Below are 23,540 nucleotides of genomic sequence, written 5' to 3' on the forward strand. Positions count from 1 at the left end.
CGCCCGCGCCGCTCCTGCGGCCGGGTCCCGGACGCCGCACGGCGTCCACGCTCCATCGGAAGGACCACCATGACCACGCAGACGTCCCCCGCCTCCCCCGCGGCCGACCTCACCCGCACCGCCGACCTCGCCGGCAGCGAGCAGGCCCTCCAGTGGTGGCGCGACGCCGTCGTGTACCAGGTCTATCCCCGTTCCTTCGCCGACTCGGACGGCGACGGGATGGGCGACATCCCCGGCATCACCGCGCGCCTGCCCTACCTGCGCGACCTCGGCGTCGACGCCCTCTGGCTCTCGCCGTTCTACACCTCGCCGCAGAACGACGGCGGCTACGACGTCTCGGACTACACCGACGTCGATCCCCGCTTCGGCTCCCTCTCCGACGCCGATGAGCTCATCGCCCGCGCCCACGAGCTGGGTCTGAAGGTCATCGTCGACATCGTCCCGAACCACTCCTCCGACCAGCACGAGCTGTTCCAGAAGGCCCTCGCGGCCGGTCCCGGCTCCCCCGAGCGCGACCTCTACATTTTCGCCGAGGGCAAGGGCGAGGACGGCGAGCTGCCCCCGAACAACTGGACCTCGATCTTCCACGGCTCCGCCTGGACCCGCGTGACCGAGGCCGACGGCACCCCCGGCCAGTGGTACCTGCACATCTTCGACACCACCCAGCCCGACTGGAACTGGAAGAACGAGGCCGTGCACGAGCTCTTCCGCGACGTGCTGCGCTTCTGGCTGGACCGCGGGGCCGACGGCTTCCGCGTCGACGTCGCCCACGGCATGGTCAAGCCCGAGGGCCTGCCCGACGCCGCGGTCAACTCCGAGGGCCTGATCGACATCCCCGAGGGCGAGGTCCCCGTCTACTTCGACAACGACGGCGTGCTGGAGATCTACCGCGAGTGGCGCCCGATCCTCGACTCCTACGAGGGCGACCGCATGATGGTCCTCGAGGCCTGGATCCCCGAGCATCGCCTCCCCCGCTACATCGGCCCCGCCGAGGCGCACCAGTCCTTCAACTTCGGCTTCCTGCAGGCCGGCTGGAGCGTGGAGACCATGCGTAGGGCGATCGAGAAGCCGCTCGCCCTGGCCGACGCCGTCGGCGCCCCCACCACCTGGGTCCTCTCCAACCACGACGTCATCCGCCATGCCTCCCGCTACGGCTTCGAGCACGGCTACTCCTTCGGCGAGGGCCTGCGCCGCGACGAGGTCCCCGATGCGGAGCTCGGCCTGCGCCGCGCCCGCGCCGCGACCCTGCTGATGCTCTCCCTCCCGGGCTCGGCCTACCTCTACCAGGGCGAGGAGCTCGGCCTGCCGGAGGTCTCCGAGATCCCCGACGAGCTGCGCGAGGATCCCTCGCACCACCGCGCCGGCGTGCCCGGGCGCGACGGCTGCCGCGTCCCGCTCCCCTGGGAGAAGGACGCCCCCGCCTACGGCTTCTCGCCCTCCGGCGAGAGCTGGCTGCCCCAGCCCGCGGTCTTCGGCGAGCTCGCCGCCGACGCGCAGGCCGGCGTCGAGGGATCGACCCTCGAGATGTACCGCGCGGGCCTGGCCCTGCGCCGGGAGCTCGGCCTCGGCCGCCCCGACGCGGCCGTCACGTTCGTCGAGGACCTTCCCGAGGGTCTCCTCGGCGTCGTCCGCGGCGACGTGACCGTCCTCGTGAACACGACCGATGCGGACGTCGCCCTGCCCGGAGCGCTCGCGGAGGCCGAGGTCCTCGTCGCCTCCGCCCCGGCCGCGGCGGGCACCGCCCCGTCGAACTCCGCCCTCTGGCTGCGCACCGCCTGAGACACCCCCTGCGGGCCGTGCGGGCCCGCGCAGCGCACCGGCCCGCACCCCGCATCGTCGCGACGCCCGGTCGCGTCGGATCCTGTGATCCGTCGCGACCGGGCGTCGCGCTCGTCACGTCGGACCTCGGAGCCGCCCGGCTCCGAGGTCCTTCCCCGTCACGCGCCTTAGGATCGCCTCATGCAGTCCATCCCCTCGCCGGTCGATCCCGGCTTCGACGTCGTCGTCCTCGGTGCGGGCCTGAACTCCCTGAACCTCACGATCGCCTTCCACCAGCAGTACGGGATGCGATGCACCACGGTCGTGCGGACCCCGGTCGCCATGAACGAGCGCACCGTGACCACCGACCAGCTGGTGCTCGGGCCCGAGGCGACCGACGAGCAGATGCGCGACGCGCTGCTCGATCTCGCCGCGCGCCGGCCCGCCGGCCGCCCGGCGCTGCTGCTGACCAATGCCGACTCGCTGATCGCCTTCATCGACCGCTACCGCGAGGAGCTCGAGCGCTGCTACCTCCTCGCGCAGGTCGACGGCGCGCTGCTCGCCCGCCTCGCCGACAAGGCCGAGTTCGCGCAGCTGTGCGAGGAGCTCGGCATCGGGACGGTGCCGACGGTCGTCGTCGACTTCGCGCAGGCCGGGGCCGAGGACTGGAACGGCGAGGAGCCGTTGCCCTGGGAGTACCCGGTCGTCGGCAAGGCCGCCAACACCGCCGAGTACCACCACGTCTCCTTCCCCGGCAAGCGCAAGGTCTTCTTCCTCGAGTCCCCCGAGGCGCATCTCGACCTCGTGCGCCGCCTGCGCGCTGCGGGCTTCACCGGGCGCTTCCTCTTCCAGGAGCTGATCCCCGGGGACGACACCGCCGAGCGCTCCATCACCGCCTACCGCAGCAGCCGCGGGAAGGTCACCCTGCTGTGCGCCGCGCAGGTCCTCCTGGGCGAGCACACCCCCGATGCCCTGGGCCGTCCGGCTGCGATGGTCACCGGGTCCTTCCCCTCCCTCACGGAGGCCGCGGAGCGGTTCCTCGACGCCGTCGACTACGTCGGCTTCGCGAACTTCGATGTGAAGGTCGACCCGCGCACCGGCCGCGAGTGCTTCTTCGAGATCAACCCGCGGATCGGCCGCAACAACTACTACGTGACCGCGACCGGCGAGTCCGTGGCCCGCCATGTCGTCGAGGACCGCGTCCACGGCCGCGACATCGACCAGGTCGTGGTGACGCGGCCGGTGCTGTACACGATCCTGCCGCTGCGCCTGGTGCTCTCCTACGTGCTGGATCCGGCGCTGAGGGCGCACGTCCGCTCGGTGGCGCGCACCTCGCTGCGCAATCCCTTCCGGTACGGTCCCGAGGGGCTGTGGATGCGCGCGTACTCGGTCGTCTCCGGCGCCAACTTCGTCCGCAAGTTCCGCAAGGTCTACCCGCGCCCCACCGAGACCGGCTTCTGAACCGTCGGCCCCGCCGGCGCCCGTCGGCTCCGTCGGCACCCCTCGGCTCCGCCGCTCCTGTCCGTCCACCGCTCCGTCCCCTCCGAAAGGCCAGGTCCGTGATGGCCCCGTCCGACGCCCCGTCCACGACGCCCGCACCGCATCCGTTCCGCCCGGTCGGCGGCATCGCCTCGCCGACGGACGTCGACCTCGTCCTGCTGGGCGGGGACATCGGCGTGTACGCGCTCGCCCGCGCGTTCCACGAGCGCTTCGGCATCGTCTCGACGGTCGTCACGCGCTCGGTCTCGGGTCCGGTGGCGGACTCGCGGATCGTGCGGACGGTCGAGCTCGGCTCCTCGGCGAACGAGTCCGCGATGGTGGACGCGCTGCTCGAGGTGGGAGCCCAGAAGGCGGCCAAGCCCGGGGCCGCGCGCCCGATCCTGCTGGCCAACGCCGACTTCCTGGTGGCCCTGATCGCCTCCGAGCGCGAGCGGCTCGGGGCCTACTACCATCTGCCGCTGCTGGACGACGACGTGCTCGAGGCCGTGGCCGACAAGGCGACCTTCGCCGAGCGCTGCGCGGAGATCGGCGTCCCGACGCCGGAGACGATCGTGCTGGACTTCGCCGCCGGCGCGCGCCCGGCGGTCCCCGAGATCGCCTGGGAATTCCCGGTGGTCGCGAAGGCATCGCGCTCCTCGGCGTACTCGGCGGTGTCCTTCCCCGGCAAGCGCAAGGTCTTCGAGATCTCCTCCCGGGAGGAGCTCGAGATCCTGGTGGACCGTCTGCGCGAGGCGGGCTACACGGACCGCTTCGTCGTCCAGGAGATGATCCCCGGCGACGACACCGCGATGCTCTCGGTCACCGCGTACGTCGACCGTCGCGGCGAGGTGACCCTGCTGGGCGGCGCGCACGTGCTGCTCGAGGAGCACACCCCGGGCGCGCTCGGGAACCCGGCCGCCATGTTCACCACGAATCTCGGGGACGTCCTCGAGCAGTCGGTCGCGTTCCTCCGGCACACCGGCTACCGAGGTTTCGCGAACTTCGACGTCAAGGTCGATCCCCGTGACGGCATCGCGAAGTTCTTCGAGGTCAATCCCCGGATCGGGCGCAACAACTACTACATGACCGCGGCCGGGGCGAATGTGGCCCTGCCGGTCGTCGCCGACTTCGTGGAGCAGCGCGAGATCGAACGGATCACCCCCCGCGAGGAGATCCTGTACTCGATCGTCCCGTGGGGCCTGCTGCGCCGCTACATCCTCGACCCGGCGCTGCGCGATCGCGTGCGCGAGATCGGCAAGCACCGTACCGTGCACCCGCTGGCCTACTCCGTGGAGGGCACCCGTCGCAGCGCCTATGTCGCCGCGGCGAAGGCCAACCAGGTCAAGAAGTTCCTGCAGCACTACCCCCGCCCGTCGGCCCACGGCTTCTGATCACCGCGCCGGGCGCGGCACCGGATCGCCGGGCGCGGCACCGGATCGCCGGGCGCGGCTCCGGATCGCCGCGCCCGACCGCGCGGCCCGGGCTACGCTGAGGGCATGACGCAGAACACACATCGCGGGGGCGACGAGGACTCCACCTTCCTCCTGTCCTCGTCCGCCATGCCGGCCGGATCGACGATCGCCCCGCAGCAGCTCGTCGAGGACCTCGGCGGCGAGAACCTCTCCCCGGACCTCTCCTGGACGGGGGCTCCCGAGGGCACCCGCTCCTTCGCGGTCACCTGCTTCGATCCCGACGCCCCGACGGGGTCGGGCTTCTGGCACTGGATCGCCTGGGACATCCCCGCTTCGACGGCCTCGCTCCCGCTCGGCGTCGCCCGGGACGATGCCGCGCTGCCGCAGGCCGTCAACGACTTCGGCCGCACCGGCTACGACGGCCCGGAGCCGCCGGCGGGCATGCCCCACCGCTATGTCTTCACCGTGCACGCTCTCCCGGTGGAGACCCTCGGCGCCGATCCCGCGGCCCCTCACGTCGGCACCCGCTTCGCGATCTTCACCCAGCAGCTGGCCTCCACCTCGATCACAGCCTCTTATCAGGTGACGCCCTGAAGCACCAGGGGGAAACACTCCGCGACGTGACCGGCATGCCCCATGCCGCCCCTGTGAGGCTGTGCGTAGTCTCGGAGACATGAGCACCACGACGAGCCATCGGGATCAGAGCGCGGAGTCAGGATCAGACCACGGTCTGACCTCTCTCCTCCGCTCGACGGACGACGCCGGCCGCGCCGAGTGCCATGCTCGAAGCGTGAAGACCTTCCGCATGCGCCGTCCCGCTCCCCCGCAGCCGTCCGCCCGGCCGCTGCGCGTGCTGATCACGACCGACTGGTGGGAACCCGTGGTCAACGGGGTCGTCGCCTCCGTGACCACGCTGCGCCGCGAGCTGCAGGCGCTGGGCTGCGATGTGCGCGTGCTGACGCTCTCCCCGGGCATCCGCACCCGCAGCGAGGAGGGCGTGTACCGGCTCGGCTCCGTCAACGCCTCGATGGTCTACGACCGCGCGCGGGTCGCGATGATGGCCTCGCGCCGGGTCCTCAAGGAGATCCTCGCGTGGGGTCCCGACATCGTGCACTCGCAGTGCGAGTTCTCCACCTACGTGTGGGCCCGCCGCATCGCCCGCCAGCTGGACGTGCCGCTCGTGCACACCTACCACACGATCTACGAGGACTACACGCACTACTACTCGCCCAGCCGCACCGTCGGCCGCAAGGTGGTCCAGGCCTTCTCCCGCAAGGTCCTCGATCGCACGGACGCGGTGGTCGTCCCGACCCGCAAGGTCGCCGACATCCTCGACGGCTACGGCGTGGACCGTCCGATGCACGTGATCCCCACGGGCCTCGACCTCGAGCGCTTCCGCCCCGCACGCACCGCCGCGGAGCGCGCCGACGCGGCCTCCCTCCGCGCGAGCCTCGGCATCCGTGCTGATCAGAAGGTCGTGCTGTCCGTCGCGCGCCTCGCGAAGGAGAAGAACCTCGACGAGGTGCTCGAGCGCTTCGCGGTGATCGATCGCGACGACGCCGTCCTGGTGCTCGTCGGCGACGGTCCCTATCGCAATGAGCTCGCCGATCATGCCGAGCGCCTGGGCATCTCGGAGCGCGTGCGCTTCGCGGGGATCGTCGATCCCGCCGAGGTGCAGCGCTGGTACCGGATCGGCGATCTGTTCGTCTCCGCCTCGCTCAGCGAGACCCAGGGCCTGACCTTCATCGAGGCGATGGCCAGCGGCCTCCCGCTGCTGTGCCGCCGTGACCCCTCGCTCGCGCATGTCGTGGTCGACGGACGGACCGGCTGGCAGTACGAGGACGCCGACGAGTTCGTCCGCCGCGCCGCGGCGCTGCTCGACGATCCTGCGCTGCGCGCGCAGATGTCCGACGCGGCCGTCGAGCATGCGCAGGCGACCTGCAGCTCCGCCGCCTTCGGCCGGGCCGTGCTCTCGACCTACCACGGCTGCCTCGAGAGCCGCCGCGCACCGCAGCACCGCGGGCCCATCCTCGCGCCCCGTCGTCAGGCGGTGGCGGCATGAGCACCAGCACAGGAGCCATGCGGCCCGTCCCGTCCCCCTCCTCGACCGCCCGCGCCGTCACCGGTGCCGTCACCGGTGCGGTCCCCCGGGTCAGCATCCGCCGGCCCGTCCTCCGCCCGACGGGCGAGCGCACCTCGACCGCGGATCGTCTGGGGAGGATCGGCCGCCTCACGACGCTGAGGACGATCTCCCTGCCGACTCTGCCGACCCTGCCGCAGCGCGCGTCGGAGGCGAACCGCTCGACGGCGCGTCACCGGTCGACGACCGTCGCCGAGGGGACCTCCCTCGCCGCGGGATCCGCGGTCTCCGAGGGGAACGCCGTCGCCGAGGCGACCGCCCTCGAGGCTCCGGTGCGCCGGGATCCCCTCCGGATCGCCGCCCGCTTCAGCCCGATCCTCGGGCTGCTGGTCAGCATCGGCCTGGTCCTCTGGGGCTGGCAGAGCGGGGTCCTGCAGTCCCTCGAGAACCTGCAGGCGTACATCGACTCCCTGGGCGCCTTCGGCCCCCTCGTCTTCCTGGTGGTGTCGATCGCCTCTGTGATCTTCCCGGTGGTTCCCGGCGGGCTCCTCGTGATCGCCGGACCGGTGCTGTTCGGCGCCGTCGAGGGGACGCTGCTGAACTACATCGCCGTGTGCACCGGCTCGCTGCTGAACTTCATCATCGCCCGGCGCGTCGGCCTCGATCTCATCGAGCGGATGTTCGCCCCGAAGACCGTCGAGAAGTTCCTCGGCTGGACGCGCAGCCCCCACTTCGCGCGCGCCTTCGCGACCGCGATCGTGCTCCCCGTCGCCCCCGACGACCTGCTCTGCTACCTCGCCGGCACCACCAAGATGCGCTGGCGCACCTATGTGCTGATCATCCTGACCTGCAAGCCCTGGTCGCTGATCGCCTACGGTCTGGGCGTCTCCGCCCTGCTGATGAAGGTCCTCCCGTGGTGAGCGCCGTCGTCCCCGCCGCGCCCGGCGCCTCCGCGTGCGATGCCGGCGCACCCGATGCCGGCGCAGTCGGCGAGGACGGGACGGCCTCCCCGACACGGAGCCTGCGGGTGCTGATGCCCCGCGGCCTCAGCCGGCTGGCCGGCCAGTCGGGCATCGGCGCGGCCATGCGCCACCAGCAGGAGATCGTCGAGAGCCTCGGCCACCGGACCGTGACGAACCCGTTCTCCCGCTTCGACGTCGTCCACCTCAACACGCCCTTCCCGGACACCCTGCTGATGGCCGCCTGGGCGCGGCTGCGCCGTCGGCCGGTGCTCATGTGGGCGCACTCCACGGAGGACGACTTCCGCGACTCCTTCCCCGGGTCGAACGCCCTCGCGCCGCTGTTCCGCCGCTGGATCGCTCTGCTGTACCGGCGCGGCGACGCCGTCGTCACCCCGACCGCGTATGCGAAGCGCCTGATCTCCGCCCCGAAGTACGGCATCACCGCCCCGATCCGGGTCCTGTCCAACGGCGTGGACACCGCGTTCTTCCATCCCGACGCCTCGGCGCGCGGTCGCCTGCGCGATCGCCTCGGGCTCGCCGAGGACGCACGCGTCGTGGTGAGCGTCGGCATGCAGCTGGTGCGCAAGGGCATCCTGGACTGGGTCGAGGTGGCCCGGTCGATGCCGGGGACGACCTTCGTCTGGTACGGCCGGACCGATGCGGCGCTGCTGACCTCCGAGGTCCAGCGCGCGATCGCCTCCGCCCCGCCGAACGCGCTGTTCCCCGGGTACGTGGACGCGGCGACGCTCCGCGAGGCCTACTGCGGGGCCGACGCCTTCTGCTTCCTCACCAAGGAGGAGACCGAGGGGATCGTCCTGCTCGAGGCGCTCGCCTGCGGGGCGCCGGCGCTGGTCCGCGGCATCGAGATCTACCGGGACATGGTGCCCGACGGGGTCGCCGCCCATCATGTCGACGGCGACGGACCCGGCTTCGCCGCCGATGTCGTCCGTCGGCTGGAGGCCCTGCTGGACGGCGACCTCCCGGATCTGCGCCCCGCCGGGCGCCGCACCGCCGAGGCCGTCGACCTGCGCCGCGTGGCCGAGGACCTCGAGGCGATCTACACCGAGACCCTCGGCTGAGCCATCCGTCAGGGCGCGGTCCCAGCGGTTCCGCGGGGCACGGTCCCCTCCGCTCCGCGGGACGCAGCCTCAGCGACCGCCGCCGGGCCTCCACAGCACCATCGCCCCGCCGGGCCGGCGCCGCGGGCGCTCCCCGCGGCGCAGAGCGCTGATCTCTCCGCTCGCGTCGGCCGCGAACACGCGCCGGGCCTGCGGGGAGAGCTTCTCGAGCGCCTCGGAGACCTTGTCCAGCTGCGCGGAGAGCGCGGCGACCTCGTCCTGGAGCTCGAGGATTCGCTTGATGCCGGCGAGGTTGATCCCGTCCTCCTGGGAGAGCCGCTGGACCTCCCGGAGCGTGGCGATGTCGCGGACGCTGTAGCGGCGACCGCGACCGCCCGTGCGGCGCGGCGAGACCAGGCCCAGCCGGTCGTACTGGCGCAGGGTCTGCGGGTGCATCCCCGACAGCTCCGCCGCCACCGAGATCACGAACACGGGGGCGTGCTCATCGAGACGATGCGGCGTGGCCATCGGGGATGCTCCTTCCGGGTCGGGTTCCGGGTCCGGGTCGGGGACGGATTCCGGGTCGGTGCGCGCGGTGCGCGCCGGATGCTGCGGTCGTCCTCCCTCGCGCCAGGATGTCAGCGCGCGGCCGCGTCGGCCAGTCCCGCGCGCGGATCCTCGCCCGCCTCGGCGAGGACATCGCGCAGCTCCTCGACCGCCGCGCGGACCCGGTCATCCGCCGACGAGGGCACGGCGACGGCGATCTCGACGAGCAGGTCGCCCGTCGTCCTCGCGGTCTTCAGCCCCTTGCCGCGGGCGCGCAGGACGCGGCCGGACGGGGTGCCCGGGGCGACCTTCAGCTTCACGGAACCGCCCTCGAGCAGCGGAACCTCGAGGGTCGTGCCGAGCACTGCCTCGTCATAGGCGACGGGGACGGTGATGCGGAGGTTCGCGCCGTCGGCCGTCCAGACCGGGTGCGGCTCGACGTCGAGGGCGAGGAGCAGGTCGCCGGCCGGGGCCGAGCCCTGGCCGCGACGGCCCTTGCCGCGCAGCCGGATCTTCTGGCCGTCGTGGACGCCCGCCGGGATGCGGGTGGTGATGCTGCGGCCTTCGACGGAGAGCGTCAGCTCGGTGCCGAGAGCGGCGTCGCGGAAGGAGATGCGGGTGCGCGCGGAGATGTCCTCGCCCTTGGCGGGCGGGCGCGGCGCGCCGCCGGGGAATCCCCCGCCGAACCCGGCTCCCCCGCCGGCTCCCCCGCCGAACATCCGCAGGATGTCGTCGATATCGGGGTTCCCGGCACCGGAGCCGGCACCGCCGCCGGAGGTTCCGGGGAAGCCTCCCTGGCCTCCGAACATGGAGGAGAAGACATCCTCGAAGCCGGCCCCGCCGGGGCCGCCCTGACCGGCGTTGAAGCGCGCGCCGCCGGCGCCCATGGCGCGGATCGCGTCGTACTGCTTGCGCTGCTCGGGATCGTTGAGGACCGAGTACGCCTCGCCCGCCTGCTTGAAGCGGTCCTCGGCGGTGGGGTCGTCGGGATGGCGATCCGGGTGCAGCTCCTTGGCCTTCTTCCGGTACGCCTTCTTGATCGCCTGCGCGTCCGCGTCCTTCGAGACGCCGAGGACCGCGTAGAAGTCCTTGTCGAGCCAATCCTGTGAGGACATATGTGCTGCGCCTCCTTCCGGGAGCGTGGGTGGGATGGGTGGGTCGTCGACGGGGAATGCTGGGGACGGGGCAGGGCCCGCCCGGCCTCATGGCCGGGCGGGCCCGCCGCCGTGGCGGCCGCCCTCGCGGGCGGCCCGGTCCCGTCGGACGGTCCGTCTGTCAGGCGGGGCCGCGGGTCCCGACCCGAGCCGGGCGCAGGATGCGCTCGTTCAGGCGGTAGCCGGGCTGCATGACGAGCGAGATCGTCGTGGTCTCGGCGTCGGCGGAGTCCTCGTGCATCAGGGCCTCGTGGAGGGTCGGATCGAACTCCTCGCCCTCGGCGCCGTAGCGCTGCAGGCCCTGGCCCGCGAGGACCTCCTCGAGCTTGCCGGCGATCGCGTGGAACGGGGTGCCCTCGGCGATGTCGCCATGGCGGCGCCCCAGCTCGACGTCGTCGAGGACGCCGATCAGGGAGGCCATCACACGACCGACGGCGGCCTCCTTGGCGACCTCCGAGGCGGCCTCGATGCGACGACGGGAGTTGACGTACTCCGCCTGCTCGCGCTTGAGCTCCTCGGAGAGGGCCGCGACCTGCGCCTCGAGCTCGGCGATGCGGGCATCGCCCGCCCCGTCCTCGCCCGCGGCCGCCTGCTCGAAGAGCTTCGCGGCCTCGGCGTCGATCGGGTCGACCGGCGCGTCGGCGGCCGCCGGGTCGGCCTGACCCGGCTGGCCGGCGGCGTCGGCCTCCGACGGACGGACGCTGCCGTCCGTCGGATCGACCTTGCGCTTGTCGGTGAAGGAGAACCGCGGCTCGCCCTCGCGGCGCTGTGCGTCGTCGGGAGTGCTCCGGTCCTCGGACATCACTTCTTCTCCTCGTCCTCGTCGATGATCTCGGCGTCGACGACGTCCTCATCGTCGGAGGATGCGCTGGCGCCCTCCGCGCTCTCGGCACCCTCGGCGCCGTCCTGCGCCTGCGCGTAGATCGCGGTGCCGACGGCCTGCAGGGCCTCGTTGAGGGTGTCGCGCTTGGCCTCGAGATCGCTCGTGGAGGCGTCCTCCTGCGCGAGCGCCTCCTTGGACTCCTTGATCGCGTCCTCGGCCTTGGTGCGGTCGGCGTCGGCGATCTTGTCCGCGTTGTCCTTGAGCAGCTTCTCGCCCTGGTAGACGAGCTGCTCGAGGGTGTTGCGGGCGTCGGAGTTCTTGCGGCGCTCCTCGTCCTCGGCGGCGTGGGCCTCGGCGTCCTTGATCATCTGGTCGATGTCCTCCTTGGAGAGGGCCGACCCGCCGGTGATCTGGATGGACTGCTCGTTGCCGGTGCCGCGATCCTTCGCGGTCACGTGCACGATGCCGTTGGAGTCGATGTCGAAGGTGACCTCGACCTGCGGGATGCCGCGCGGGGCCGGCGCGATGCCGGTCAGCTCGAAGGTGCCCAGGAGCTTGTTGTCGCGGGTGAACTGGCGCTCGCCCTGGAACACCTGGATCGCGACGGAGGGCTGGTTGTCCTCGGCGGTGGAGAACACCTCGGAGGTCTTCGTCGGGATGGCGGCGTTGCGCTCGATGAGCTTGGTCATCACGCCGCCCTTGGTCTCGATGCCGAGGGAGAGCGGGGTGACGTCCATGAGCAGGACGTCCTTGCGCTCGCCCTTGATGACGGCGGCCTGCAGCGCGGCGCCGACGGCGACGACCTCGTCCGGGTTCACGGACTTGTTGGGCTCCTTGCCGCCCGTGAGCTCCTTGACGACCTCGGTCACCGCGGGCATGCGGGTCGAGCCGCCGACGAGCACCACGTGGTCGATGTCGGACACGGAGATGCCCGCGTCCTTGATGACCTGGTGGAAGGGGGCCTTGGTGCGCTCGAGCAGATCCGAGGTCATGTCCTCGAACTGCGCGCGGGTGAGCTTCTCGTCGAGGTGCAGCGGGCCGTTCTCGGTCATCGACAGGTACTGCAGCGAGATCGAGGTGGAGGTCGAGGAGCTCAGCTCCTTCTTCGCCTGCTCGGCGGCCTCCTTGAGGCGCTGCAGGGCGATGCGGTCCTTGCCCAGGTCCACGCCGTCCTTGTTCTTCACCTGCGAGATCAGCCAGTCGACGATCTTCTGGTCCCAGTCGTCGCCGCCGAGGCGGTTGTCGCCGGCGGTCGCCTGGACCTGGATGGTCGAGCCGTCCTCGTCCTTGCTGACCTCGAGGAGGGACACGTCGAAGGTGCCGCCGCCGAGGTCGAACACGAGGATCTGCTCGTCGTCCTTGCCCTTCTCGAGGCCGTAGGCGAGGGCCGCGGCCGTGGGCTCGTTGATGATGCGCAGGACGTTGAGGCCGGCGATCGTGCCGGCGTCCTTGGTGGCCTGGCGCTCGGAGTCCGAGAAGTAGGCGGGGACGGTGATGACCGCGTCGGTCACGGCCTCGCCGAGGTAGGACTCCGCGTCCTTCTTCAGCTTGCCCAGGGTGCGGGCCGAGATCTCCTGCGGGGTGTACTTCTTGTCGTCGATCTCCTGCGTCCAGTCGGTGCCCATGTGGCGCTTGACGGAGGCGATGGTGCGGTCGACGTTGGTGACGGCCTGGCGCTTGGCGAGCTCGCCGACGAGGACCTCTCCCTGCTTGGAGAAGGCCACGACCGACGGGGTGGTGCGGGCGCCCTCGGCGTTCGCGATGACGGTGGGCTGACCGCCCTCGAGGACGGCGACGGCGGAGTTGGTGGTGCCGAGGTCGATTCCGACGACACGGGACATGGGTGCCTGCCTTTCTGCGGCGCGCTCGGCGCACCGCCCTGGTTCGTGCATCGCCGTCGGACGCCCCCGGTCTCCAGGGGTCGCCGTCCGGCTCCGCCGGCCGCTGGGGGCCGACGTCAGGTGCGTGGACAACGGCTCAAGTACAGATCCGACGGCGGCTGGTTGTCAATCCACGACGCATCGAACTTGAGTACACCCGACTCAACTTACGGCAGGACCACAGCATTCCCGAGAGAGCGATGAGTGTCGCGGCTCACAGAAAGGTGCCGAATCGCCGACGCCTCGCACTCAGGCATCCCGTCCGGCATCGCCGCCGTCGGCATCGCCACCGCCAGCACCGCCACCGCCACCGCCACCGCCACCGCCACCGCCAGAACCGCCGCCGAGCGCGCGCCGCAGCAGGATCCGCCGTCCGCGCTCCCCCATGTCCTCACCGGCGAGCGCCCGATAGGCGGAGATGCCGTGCGCGAGCACCCGCAGCACGAAGGCCTCCTCCGCCTCATCGGCACCCCCGTCAGCACCCCCGCTCACCCCTGCGCCGGGGACCGGCGGCAGCCAGCGCGCGAGCACCTCATCCCAGGGGTTGGGATCCAGGGCTCTCACCTCGGGGTCGGTGACGAAGGCGTAGAGGAAGATCCCGCCGGGGAGTGCGCTGTGCTCGAGATAGGCGCGGGCCCGCTCGAGCGGCGTCGACTCCTCGACGGAGGTCGGCAGCAGCTCCGCGAGGGCGGCCTCGAGGTCGGCGGCGAAGGAGGCGCAGACCGCCCGCAGCAGCTCCTCGCGCTGCGGGAAGTGGTAGGTCGCGCCGCCCCGGGTGACGCCCGCGCGCGCGGCGACCTCCTCATAGGTCAGGGCCGCGATCCCGCCCTCGATCACGAGCGCCTTCGCGGCGTCCACCAGGGCATTCCTCGAGCTCGGCCTCATGGCGGCAGTCTAGGTCCGGACAGTAACTAGACGTTCTGTATAGTTTGGGGACGTTCCCGTCCCCGAAGGAGAGGACCCTCATGATCCCCAGTAGCGCGCTCGTCGCTCTCAACCCCCTGCAGTGGTTCGCGACCGAGGACGGCGGCCTCGACTGGACCCGCGGCGGGCCCTGGCCGACGCTGCTCGGCCAGGTCCGCGAGGCCGGCTTCGAGGCGGTGCACACGCGCGTCCCGCCGGAGCTCTCCGCCACCGAGTACGGCGCGATGATCCGCGACGCCGGCCTCGTCCCGGCCCCCGGCACCTTCGCCTTCTCCCTGCCGGAGCACGGGATGCCTCTCGAGCGGACCCTCGCGAGCTTCCGGGAGGCCGCCCTCGGATACGCCGAGCTCGGGCTGCGGGAGATCTTCGTGCTCCCCGGCGTCGACTTCTCGGCCCCGCGCACGGCCCGCCCCGCCGTCGGCGCCGACGCGGACCCCGCGCGCCTGGACCGCCTGTCCGATCTGCTCGTGCGCATCGGCGAGGTCGTCACCGCCGAAGGCGTGCTCCCGATCCTGCATCCGCACGTCGGGACCTGGATCGAGACGGCCGACGAGGCCCGCCACGTCCTCGACCGGGTGGATCCCGCCCTCCTCGGGCTCGGCCCCGACGTCGGCCACCTCAGCTGGGTCGGCGACGACCCGGTCGCCCTCATCGCCGAGCATCGCGACCGCGTCCGCGGCATGCACGTCAAGGACCTGCGCCGCGACGTGCGGGACCGCGCCGTCGCCGAGGGACTCAGCTACCAGGAGACCGTCCTGTCGGGCCTGTGGATCGAGCCCGGTCGCGGCGACATCGACTACGCGGGCCTCTGGGCGGCCCTCGGCGACGACTTCGACGGCACGATCGTCGTGGAGGTCGACCGCGGGGACATCCAGCCTCCGCTCGACAGCGCCCGCGCCTGCGCCCGCTGGGTCGCCTCCCAGCGCCCCGCCGCCTGACCGCCCTGCCGCTGGCCGATCACCCCTGCCGACGGCCGGCCGCTGGACCGGTCGGCCGTCGGTTCCGTCGGCGACCTATCGCCCGCGCCCGCGCGGGCCTACGCTCGCATCATGAGCGTCGACGGAGACTTCAGCGGAGTGAGCGGCGGCACGACCGGAGGCACCGCCCCGGACGGCGGAGCTGGCGGCGGAGCAGGCGGCAGACCGGACATCAAGCCGCGCAGCCGGCAGGTGACCGACGGGCTGGCGGCGACCGCCTCCCGCGGGATGCTGCGGGCGGTGGGCATGGGCGACGAGGACTGGGCGAAGCCGCAGATCGGCATCGCCAGCTCGTGGAACGAGATCACCCCGTGCAACCTGTCCCTGGACCGGCTGGCGCAGGCCGCGAAGGACGGCGTCCACGCGGGCGGCGGCTATCCGCTGCAGTTCGGCACCATCTCGGTGTCCGACGGGATCTCCATGGGCCACGACGGCATGCACTACTCCCTCGTCTCGCGGGACCTCATCGCCGACAGCGTCGAGACGGTCGTGCAGGCCGAGCGGCTGGACGGCACGGTCCTGCTCGCCGGCTGCGACAAGTCCCTGCCGGGAATGCTCATGGCCGCGGCGCGCCTGGACCTCGCGAGCGTGTTCGTCTATGCGGGCACGATCATGCCCGGCCGCGCCTCCCTCTCCGACGGCACGGAGAAGGACGTGACGATCATCGACGGCTTCGAGGCCGTGGGCGCGTGCGCCCGCGGGCTCATGAGCCGGGAGGACGTCGGCCGCATCGAGCGCTCCATCTGCCCCGGCGAGGGCGCCTGCGGCGGCTTCTACACCGCCAACACGATGGCCACGGTCGCCGAGGCGATCGGCATGTCGATCCCGGGCTCGGCGACCCCGCCGTCGGCCGACCGCCGCCGCGACGCCGACGCGCGCCGCGCCGGCGAGGCGGTCGTCGGCCTCCTGCGTGCCGGGACCACGAGCCGGGACATCATGACCAAGCCGGCCTTCGAGAACGCGATCGCGGTCGTGCAGGCCTTCGGCGGATCCACGAACGCCGTGCTGCACCTGCTGGCGATCGCCCATGAGGCCGACGTCGACCTCACCCTCGAGGACTTCGCACGGATCGGTGCGAAGGTCCCGCACCTCGCCGACCTCAAGCCCTACGGCCGCTACGTCATGAACGACGTCGACCACGTCGGCGGGATCCAGGTCGTCATGAAGACCCTCCTGGACGAGGGCCTGCTCGACGGCGACTGCGCGACCGTCACCGGGCGTTCGATCGCCGAGAACCTCGAGGCGCTCTCCCCGCGGCCCGCCGACGGGAAGGTCCTGCGCTCCGCCTCCGCGCCGATCGCCCCGACCGGCGGGATCACGATCCTGCACGGCTCCCTCGCCCCCGACGGCGCGGTGGTGAAGTCCGCGGGCTTCGAGGAGGACGTCTTCGAGGGCACGGCGCGGGTCTTCGAGCGCGAGCAGCATGCGCTGGACGCCCTGGCCGACGGCACCATCGACCACGGCGACGTGGTCGTCATCCGCTACGAGGGCCCCAAGGGCGGGCCCGGGATGCGCGAGATGCTCGCGATCACCGGGGCGATCAAGGGCGCGGGGCTCGGCAAGGACGTGCTGCTGATGACCGACGGCCGCTTCTCCGGAGGCACCACGGGGCTGTGCGTGGGGCACATCGCCCCCGAGGCCGTGGACGGCGGGCCGATCGCCGTCGTCCGCGACGGGGACCGGATCCGCCTGGACGTCGGCAGCGGCCGGCTCGACCTGCTGGTCGAGCCCGAGGAGATCGCCGCCCGGTTCACCGGATGGGAGCCGCTGCCGCCGAAGTTCACCAAGGGCGTGCTGGGCAAGTACGTCAAGCTCGTGCAGTCCGCCTCGCGGGGCGCGATCCTCGGGGACTGAGGCCGACGGCCGCGTGCGGCGGGTCCGTGAGCCGCGGGTCGACCTCGCCGCGCAGCCAGGCGCGCAGGACCCCGGTGAAGAGATCGGGGTCCTGCGCGTTCCAGACGTGGTGCATGCGCGGTGCGATCCGCAGCACGGCCTGGGGCGCGACGGCGCCGATGAGGGCGAGGGAGGCGCGGATCGAGGCCGGGTCGTGCTCCGCGGCGATCGCGAGGATCCGGCCGGAGCCGGGGCCGAGGCCGGCGGGCAGGCCGCCCGCATAGGCCTCGGCGGTGATCGCGACGGTGTTGTCGCGGCGCAGGGTGAGCGCGTGCGCGACGAACCGCTCCCGTCCCTCCGCGTCCAGGCCGTAGGCCCGCGCCTGCAGGGCCCAGAACCAGCGCGCGTCCCGCAGCGCGAGCTGCAGACGCGCGCTCAGACGGGTCGCGCGCCCCACCGGGGCGACGATCGTCCCGGTCACGAAGGTCGACAGCACGGCCTCGGGATGCCGCGCCACGACGCGCAGCGCCACGATCGCGCCGAGCGAGAGCCCGACGAGATGGAAGGGGCCGTCCACCCCGAGCGCGCGCACGCGCGCGCGGACGTCGTCGGCCGTCGCCTCGAGACCGGGCCAGCTCTCCGCAGCGCGATGCCCGAAGCCGGGCAGGTCCAGGGCGAGCACGGTGCGATCCCGGAGCGCCTCGACCTGCTCCGCCCACATCCAGCCCGCGACGGTCCCGCCGTGCAGGAGCACGACGGGCTCGTCGCGCTCGTCGGGTTCGTCGGGCCCGCCCGGCTGCGACGCCGCGTCGACGCGCTCCGACGGCGCCTCGACGCGCGCGGAGGGATGGAGCTCCGGGTAGTCGCCGAGCGCGGGGACTCCAGTGCGAGGGTTCCTGCGAGGGCTCACGCGCGGGCTCATGCGAGGGCCTCGGCGGTGTCGTCAAGCCAGTCGAGCTCGGCGCGGGCATGGCGGATGCCGTGGTCGAGAGTGGCGAGGCGGAGCGCTCCGGCGCGATCGCCCTCGGCCTCGGCGCGGACCTCGGGGAGCATCCGCTCGTAGCCGGCGAGCTGCTCGGCGACCGCCGCGCGGCGCTCGGCGAGCATCTCCCGCAGGCGCCCCTCCTCGAGGTCGTCGGCGAAGAACAGCCGTGCCAGGAACGGGTGCCGCGCGCTCCGGCGCTCCGGGGGCGCGGCCAGCCATTCCTTCAGCGCCTCCCGTCCGCGCGGGGTGATGCGGTGGACCTGACGGTCCGGCGCGCCCTGGCCGGGGACGGTCTCGATCTCCGCGAGACCGTCGGCGACCAGCGTCGCGAGCGCGCGATAGATCTGCGACTTGTCGGCCCACCAGAAGTGCCGCACCGAGGTGTCGAAGTGCCGTTTGAGGTCGTATCCCGTCATCGGGGACAGGGCGAGGAAGCCGAGGATGATGCGTGCGAGGGCCATGCCACTAGTCCATATTGCACCTAGGTGCAATGTCAACCAGTCGTTCTCCGGTCCTCGACGGACCGGTCAATCCTGTCGGCCGCCCCTGCTAGCGTCGCCGCTATGCACGACAGCGCGCAGCAGAGCGGCACCGCGGCCTCCCGTCATCTCGACATCGTCATCGACCGCCCCTGGCGCGAGGTGTACGAGTACGCGAGCGACCCCCGGAACCTGCCGCGCTGGGCGGCCGGTCTCGCCGGCAGCGAGGTGCGTCGGGAGGGGACGCAGTGGTCGATGAGCTCGCCCATGGGCCAGGTGCTGGTCAGCTTCGCCCCCGAGAACGAGCACGGGGTGCTGGACCACACCGTGACTCTGCCCGACGGCGCATCGGTGCTGAACCCGCTGCGGGTGCTGCCGCTCGACGAGGGCCGCTGCGAGGTGGTGTTCACCCTCCGCCGCGCGGCGATGAGCGTGGAGGAGTTCGACGGGGACGCGGCCGCGGTGGCCGCGGACCTCGCGCGCCTCAAGGCGGTCTGCGAACAGCGGTGACGGGAGCGGTGCGAGGAATGACGGAACCACCATGCCGGGCCCGCGGTGTCGGGCCAGCCCGACACCGCCTGGCCCGCTGACCGGATCGCCCGGACGCTCCTGCTCCGCCACAGTAGGGATATGACCACGATGAGCACGGCGCAGACCCTCGAGACCGCACCCTCCCGGCAGCGGTCGGTCGGCCGCTGGGCCGCCCGCATCGGAGGCTTCCTCGCCTACGGCCTCCTCACCGTGGTGATCGGGGCGATCGGCTTCTCCCTCGTCATCGCCCTGCTCGCCGCCGGGGTCTCCACCGTGATCGTCTGGGTCGGCTTGCCGATCCTGGTCCTCGCCGTGCTGGTCGCGAAGGGCTTCGCCGCCGCCGGGCGTGCGGTGCAGTCCGCGCTCCTCGGCACCGATCTGCCGACGCCCGCTCCGGTGCGACCCCCGTCGGGCGCCGGCCGGTTCCGTCGTCTGCTCGCGCCGCTGGCCGATCCCCAGCGCTGGCTCGACACGCTGTGGGTGGTGGTCAGCTTCCTGCTCGCCCTGGTCACCTTCCCCCTGGCCGCGGCCTGGACGGTCGGTGCGATCGCGACCATCGGCGGGCCCGTCGCGACGCTGATCCTGGACCGGGTGCTCCCGCCGTCGGAGACCGGCGGGCTCGGCGAGCTGCTGGGCGTCCCCGCACCGTTCACCCTCCCGGCGGATCTCGCTCTGCAGTTCTGCATCGGCCTGGTCTTCCTGCTCACGCTGGGACCCGTCGTGCGCGGGCTCGCGGCGGCGCACCGCGGGGTGGCTCGCGGCCTGCTGAGCTCGCGGTACCAGGAGCAGCAGCGTCTGCTGCGCACCGAGGAGTCGCGCGCCGCGGGCCGCTCCGCCGAGTCCGCCGCCCTGCGCCGCCTCGAGCGGGACCTGCACGACGGTCCGCAGCAGCGCCTGGTGCGGGCGTCGATGGACCTCGCCAGGGTGGAGTCGCTCGCGGCGAAGGATCCCCAGAAGGCCCAGGCGGTGCTGCGCGAGACCCGCGAGCAGCTCGGCCTGACGCTCGACGACCTGCGTCGCCTCTCCCGAGGCATCGCCCCGCCGGTGCTGGTGGATCGCGGGCTCCCCGCCGCTCTCACCGAGCTGGCCGCGATCTCGCCGGTCCCGGCCGTCGTCGAATGCCCCGTCCTGGACCTTCCCGAGCACGTCGAGATCGGCATCTACTACGTCGTCTCCGAGTCGCTCACCAACGCCGCCAAGCATTCCGGGGCGCAGTCGGTCCTGGTGGAGGTCACCCGGATCGGGGATGATGCCCGGGTGAGGATCGAGGACGACGGACGCGGGGGCGCCGCGCTGCGCACCGGCGGCGGACTGGCGGGGCTGGCGGGTCGCGTCGCCTCGCTCGAGGGTCGGCTGACGGTCTCCTCGCCGCCCGGGGGCGGCACCAGGATCGAGGCGGTGATCCCGTGCGCGTCCTGATCGCCGACGACTCGGCGCTCATCCGCGAGGGACTGCGGCTGGTGCTGGAGGAGGCCGATCATGAGGTGGTCGGCACCGCCGCCACCGGCACCGAGCTGGTGGTGCGGGCGCTCGAGCTGCGGCCGGACCTCGTCGTCTCCGACATCCGGATGCCTCCGTCCCACAGCGACGAGGGGCTGCGCGCCGCCCAGGAGATCCGGACGCGATGGCCGGAGGCCCCGATCGTGCTGCTGAGCCAGTACGTGGTGGTCGGCTACGCGACCGAGCTCATCGAGTCCGGGGAGCAGGCGACGGGGTATCTGCTCAAGGACCGCGTGTTCGACATCCCCTCGTTCCTCGCCTCGATCGAGCGGGTCGCCGCCGGCGGAGTCGCGATCGACCCGGACGTGGTGGCGCAGGTGATCTCCTCCCGCCGCCGCACCCCGCTGGACGACCTCACCGCGCGCGAGCGCGAGGTGCTCGAGCTGATGGGCGAGGGCCTCACGAACGCCGGGATCTCGGAGCGGCTGTTCATCAGCGGCGGCGCCGTCGAGAAGCACACGCAGCGGCTGTTCGCGAAGCTCGGCCTCAGCGAGGACGCGAGCGTGAACCGCCGGGTGGCCGCCGTGCTGACGCTCCTGGGACGCTGAGCGGCGAGCTCCGAGCTGCCTGCGGACGGCGAGCGTCGGGCGTCGGGCGTCGAGGAGGCCCTCGGAGGTGCGAGCGCACCCGTTCCGTCACAGGGTCCTCTTGAACCCCACGTGGCTCGCGGTGTAGCCGACGCGCTCGTAGAACCGGTGCGCGTCGGGGCGGGCGCGGTCGGTGGTCAGCTGGGCGAGGGTCGCTCCCTGCGCGCGGCCCCACTCGTGCGCCCGGTCCAGCAGCGCCGTCCCGAGGCCGGCGCCTCGCAGGCCGGAGGCCACCCGCACCGCCTCGATCTGCAGCCGCGTCGCCCCGCCGCGGGACAGCGAGGGCAGCAGGGTCAGCTGCAGCGTCGCGGCGAGCGCCCCGTCCTCGTCGCGGACGACGACGAGCAGATGGTGCTCGGCATCGGCGTCGATCGCGGCGAAGGCGCGCTCGTACGGCGCGAGATCCTCCCCCTCGTGCTCGCCGCTGAGCTCACGCTCGCGACCGAGCACGTCGTCGGCGAGCAGCGCGACGAGCTCGGGGAGGTCCGCGGCCCGAGCGCGGGCGACGGACAGGACGCGGCCCCCGATCTCGAGCCGATCGGCGAGGAGGGCGGGAGCGCCGGGTGCGGAGCCAGGAGCGGGGCCACGAGCGGGGTCAGGAGCGGGGTCAGGAGAACGCTGCATGCTCGCAGTGTCCCCCGGCTCCTCCGGGATACTGGTCCTCATGTCCTCATCCCGTCCGTCCGCGTCGCGCCGCAGCGTGCATCTGAGCTTCTCCGACCGCATCGCCGAGATCGTGCCCGACCGGGTCCGCGGCGGCTGGGTGCTCGAGCTCGGCGGCCTCGAGCAGTCGCATGTCGACCTCGCCGATCCGCGCCGCCTCACCCATGAGTACCTCGCGCGGATGGGGCACGCGATCGACGCCTGCTGGCCCGCCGGCGCACCGCTCTCCATCGCCCACCTGGGGGCGGGAGCGCTCAGCTTCGCCCGCTACGTGCAGGCGACCCGGCCCGGATCCGCGCAGCTCGTGATCGAAATCGAGCGGGAGCTGCCGACGCTGGTGACCGACGCGCTCCCGCTGCCGCCGGGCACGGAGCTCGGGATCGAGATCGGCGATGCGCGGGAGCGCCTCGCCGCACGCGAGGGCGAGACCTTCGACGCGATCGTGCTGGACGTGTTCTCCGGCGAGGAGTCCCCCGCGCATCTGACCGGCGAGGACTTCCTGGTCGAGGCCCTCGGGCACCTCGCCGAGGACGGGCTGCTGCTGGTCAACGTCGGCGACGACTCCGCCCAGCGCTTCATCGCGCGCCAGCTGCGGGCGCTCGACGCCGCCTGCCTGCGGTGCGGACTGCCCGGCCCCTGGATGCTGACGGACGCCACCCTGCTCACCCGCCCGTCGGACGGGAACATGGTGCTGCTGGCCGGACCGGCCCTCGCCTCCCCGCGGATGGAGGAGCGGCGGGCGGTCTGGCGCGCCGCCGGTCCGCATCCGGCGGCCGTGCTGGATCCGCAGGAGGCGCTCGCCTTCGCGGACTCGCGCCTCTAGGCCGGGATGAGGATCCGGATCCTCGGCGCGGGCGTCGCCGGGCTCGCCGCCGCCTGCGCCCTCGGCGCCGCCGGCCACGAGGTCGAGCTCGTCGACGAGGCCTTCGCGATCCCTGCCGTCGGCACCTCCCTGGGGCTGTTCGGCTCCGGTCGTCGGGCGCTCGAGCGGATCGGCGTGCTCGACCGCGTCCGGGAGGTCTCCGCCCTGCCGCGGGAGGGCCGGCTCGTGACGGCCGGCGGACGGGTCCTGGCCCGGGTGCCGGCCGGGGACACCCTGCTGGTCGCGCGCTCCGACCTCGTCCGGATCCTGCAGGAGTCGCTCCCCGCCGCGGTCGTCCGGACCCTGCGCCGCGCGGAGGGTCCGGAGGACGTCGAGCATCTGCGCGCGGGCGCGGACGTGCTGGTGGGCGCCGACGGCGTGCACTCGCCCGTCCGCCGTGCCCTGTGGCCCGGCGACACCGCCGCCCGGAGGCATCGGACGACGATCCTGCGCGGCACGGCGGAGATCGCCCCGCCGGAGATCGCCGAGACCTGGGGCGCGGGCTGGCTGGTCGGGATCACGCCGCTGCCCGGCGGACGCACCAACTGGTTCGCCGCCCATCCCGAGCACCGCAGCGACACCGTCGAGCAGGCCCTGGAGCATCTGCGGGAGCTGGTCGGCGGACGCCGCGCACCGATCGACGCCGTGCTGGACGCGGCGACGCCCGAGGCCACGCTCATCCACGGGATCCGCACCGCACCGCCGGTGCGCCCGGTGCGCGGTCGGACCGTGCTGATCGGAGACGCCGCCCATGCGATGGCGCCGAACCTCGGGCACGGAGCGAACACGGCGCTGCAGGACGCGGTCGCGCTCGCGCAGGCATTGGACAGGATCGACGGAACCGGCGGCGCGGGCACGGCCTCGACGCGCGCCGCCGTGCCCGGAGCGCTGCGCTCCTACGAGCGACGCAGGGTGCTGCCGGGGCAGGCGTGGAGGATCGGGTCCGCGGCGATGGCGCGCCTGGCCTCGGCGGAGCGCACGGCGCCTCTGCGCGACCGGGCCATCGGCGCGCTGGGCGCGGTCGCCCGTCGGTGAGGGCGGCTCACG

22 protein-coding genes are annotated in these 23,540 nt (G+C 72.8%); 14 read left to right on the forward strand and 8 right to left on the reverse strand.

All coding sequences use genetic code 11. The annotated features are described in order from the left end of the window. Positions 1 to 69: 69 nt before the first annotated feature. From ACXET9_RS00660 to ACXET9_RS00690, 7 genes are all read left to right on the forward strand, one after another. Entirely contained in the window at positions 70 to 1,779 is a 1,710-nt protein-coding gene (locus ACXET9_RS00660; protein ID WP_457883900.1) for a glycoside hydrolase family 13 protein, read from the forward strand. 180 nt (positions 1,780 to 1,959) lie between these two features. Further along, entirely contained in the window at positions 1,960 to 3,219 is a 1,260-nt protein-coding gene (locus ACXET9_RS00665; RefSeq protein WP_457883902.1) for a carboxylate--amine ligase, read from the forward strand. A 101-nt stretch (positions 3,220 to 3,320) separates the two neighbouring features. Further along, positions 3,321 to 4,628 (forward strand): carboxylate--amine ligase, encoded by a 1,308-nt coding sequence (locus ACXET9_RS00670; RefSeq protein ID WP_457884957.1) that lies wholly within the window; start codon positions 3,321 to 3,323, stop codon positions 4,626 to 4,628. A gap of 105 nt (positions 4,629 to 4,733) precedes the next feature. Next, positions 4,734 to 5,243 carry a YbhB/YbcL family Raf kinase inhibitor-like protein gene (locus tag ACXET9_RS00675; RefSeq protein ID WP_457883903.1) on the forward strand — a complete coding sequence of 170 codons (510 nt, stop codon included), beginning with the start codon at positions 4,734 to 4,736 and terminating at the stop codon, positions 5,241 to 5,243. A gap of 196 nt (positions 5,244 to 5,439) precedes the next feature. Beyond that, positions 5,440 to 6,711, forward strand: a complete 1,272-nt coding sequence (locus ACXET9_RS00680) for a glycosyltransferase family 4 protein (protein ID WP_457883905.1) — start codon at positions 5,440 to 5,442, stop codon at positions 6,709 to 6,711. Next, on the forward strand, positions 6,708 to 7,649 hold the full coding sequence (locus tag ACXET9_RS00685) for a TVP38/TMEM64 family protein (protein WP_457883907.1): 942 nt from the start codon (positions 6,708 to 6,710) through the stop codon (positions 7,647 to 7,649). Before ACXET9_RS00680 ends, ACXET9_RS00685 begins: the two co-directional genes overlap by 4 nt. Further along, positions 7,646 to 8,770 (forward strand): glycosyltransferase, encoded by a 1,125-nt coding sequence (locus ACXET9_RS00690; protein ID WP_457883909.1) that lies wholly within the window; start codon positions 7,646 to 7,648, stop codon positions 8,768 to 8,770. Before ACXET9_RS00685 ends, ACXET9_RS00690 begins: the two co-directional genes overlap by 4 nt. A 69-nt stretch (positions 8,771 to 8,839) precedes the next feature. Here ACXET9_RS00690 and ACXET9_RS00695 read toward each other — a convergent pair whose 3' ends face one another. The 5 genes from ACXET9_RS00695 to ACXET9_RS00715 form a co-directional block, all read right to left on the reverse strand. After that, positions 8,840 to 9,277 carry a heat shock protein transcriptional repressor HspR gene (locus ACXET9_RS00695; RefSeq protein ID WP_457883911.1) on the reverse strand — a complete coding sequence of 146 codons (438 nt, stop codon included), beginning with the start codon at positions 9,275 to 9,277 and terminating at the stop codon, positions 8,840 to 8,842. A gap of 110 nt (positions 9,278 to 9,387) precedes the next feature. Further along, complete coding sequence (locus ACXET9_RS00700) at positions 9,388 to 10,410, reverse strand: DnaJ C-terminal domain-containing protein (RefSeq protein WP_457883913.1); 1,023 nt, start codon at positions 10,408 to 10,410, stop codon at positions 9,388 to 9,390. A gap of 160 nt (positions 10,411 to 10,570) precedes the next feature. Further along, a complete protein-coding gene (locus tag ACXET9_RS00705) occupies positions 10,571 to 11,251 on the reverse strand; it encodes a nucleotide exchange factor GrpE (RefSeq protein WP_457883915.1) in 681 nt (226 codons plus the stop codon). Beyond that, complete coding sequence (gene dnaK / locus ACXET9_RS00710; protein WP_457883916.1) at positions 11,251 to 13,113, reverse strand: molecular chaperone DnaK; 1,863 nt, start codon at positions 13,111 to 13,113, stop codon at positions 11,251 to 11,253. The genes ACXET9_RS00705 and dnaK overlap by 1 nt, the downstream gene beginning before the upstream one ends. A 288-nt stretch (positions 13,114 to 13,401) precedes the next feature. Beyond that, positions 13,402 to 14,037: a TetR/AcrR family transcriptional regulator gene (locus tag ACXET9_RS00715; protein ID WP_457883918.1), complete on the reverse strand. Its 636-nt coding sequence runs from the start codon at positions 14,035 to 14,037 to the stop codon at positions 13,402 to 13,404. An 80-nt stretch (positions 14,038 to 14,117) separates the two neighbouring features. Here ACXET9_RS00715 and ACXET9_RS00720 point away from each other — a divergent pair, with 80 nt between their 5' ends. Continuing rightward, positions 14,118 to 15,014: a sugar phosphate isomerase/epimerase family protein gene (locus tag ACXET9_RS00720; protein ID WP_457883920.1), complete on the forward strand. Its 897-nt coding sequence runs from the start codon at positions 14,118 to 14,120 to the stop codon at positions 15,012 to 15,014. A 111-nt stretch (positions 15,015 to 15,125) separates the two neighbouring features. Then, on the forward strand, positions 15,126 to 16,907 hold the full coding sequence (gene ilvD / locus ACXET9_RS00725) for a dihydroxy-acid dehydratase (RefSeq protein ID WP_457883922.1): 1,782 nt from the start codon (positions 15,126 to 15,128) through the stop codon (positions 16,905 to 16,907). Here ilvD and ACXET9_RS00730 read toward each other — a convergent pair. Both ACXET9_RS00730 and ACXET9_RS00735 read right to left on the reverse strand, forming a co-directional pair. Further along, a complete protein-coding gene (locus ACXET9_RS00730; protein WP_457883923.1) occupies positions 16,861 to 17,796 on the reverse strand; it encodes an alpha/beta fold hydrolase in 936 nt (311 codons plus the stop codon). The genes ilvD and ACXET9_RS00730 overlap by 47 nt on opposite strands. An 8-nt stretch (positions 17,797 to 17,804) precedes the next feature. After that, positions 17,805 to 18,332: a PadR family transcriptional regulator gene (locus ACXET9_RS00735; RefSeq protein ID WP_457883925.1), complete on the reverse strand. Its 528-nt coding sequence runs from the start codon at positions 18,330 to 18,332 to the stop codon at positions 17,805 to 17,807. 102 nt (positions 18,333 to 18,434) lie between these two features. Here ACXET9_RS00735 and ACXET9_RS00740 point away from each other — a divergent pair, with 102 nt between their 5' ends. The 3 genes from ACXET9_RS00740 (at position 18,435) to ACXET9_RS00750 (ending at position 20,929) form a co-directional block, all read left to right on the forward strand. Next, the gene (locus ACXET9_RS00740) at positions 18,435 to 18,860 is read left to right on the forward strand and encodes an SRPBCC family protein (protein ID WP_457883927.1); all 426 of its coding nucleotides are present in this window, start codon (positions 18,435 to 18,437) and stop codon (positions 18,858 to 18,860) included. Positions 18,861 to 18,980: 120 nt separating this feature from the next. Then, positions 18,981 to 20,300: a sensor histidine kinase gene (locus tag ACXET9_RS00745; protein ID WP_457883929.1), complete on the forward strand. Its 1,320-nt coding sequence runs from the start codon at positions 18,981 to 18,983 to the stop codon at positions 20,298 to 20,300. Beyond that, complete coding sequence (locus ACXET9_RS00750; RefSeq protein ID WP_457883931.1) at positions 20,288 to 20,929, forward strand: response regulator transcription factor; 642 nt, start codon at positions 20,288 to 20,290, stop codon at positions 20,927 to 20,929. Before ACXET9_RS00745 ends, ACXET9_RS00750 begins: the two co-directional genes overlap by 13 nt. A gap of 87 nt (positions 20,930 to 21,016) precedes the next feature. Here the strand turns inward: ACXET9_RS00750 and ACXET9_RS00755 are convergent, their stop codons facing one another. Next, on the reverse strand, positions 21,017 to 21,592 hold the full coding sequence (locus ACXET9_RS00755; RefSeq protein ID WP_457883932.1) for a GNAT family N-acetyltransferase: 576 nt from the start codon (positions 21,590 to 21,592) through the stop codon (positions 21,017 to 21,019). Between ACXET9_RS00755 and ACXET9_RS00760 the strand changes: the two genes are divergently transcribed. Continuing rightward, complete coding sequence (locus tag ACXET9_RS00760; RefSeq protein ID WP_457883933.1) at positions 21,591 to 22,454, forward strand: spermidine synthase; 864 nt, start codon at positions 21,591 to 21,593, stop codon at positions 22,452 to 22,454. The two genes, ACXET9_RS00755 and ACXET9_RS00760, sit on opposite strands and share 2 nt — an antisense overlap. Positions 22,455 to 22,460: 6 nt before the next feature. Then, positions 22,461 to 23,528: an FAD-dependent monooxygenase gene (locus ACXET9_RS00765; protein WP_457883935.1), complete on the forward strand. Its 1,068-nt coding sequence runs from the start codon at positions 22,461 to 22,463 to the stop codon at positions 23,526 to 23,528. Positions 23,529 to 23,540: the final 12 nt, after the last annotated feature.

The organism is Brachybacterium netajii (SeqCode) (assembly GCF_054114245.1).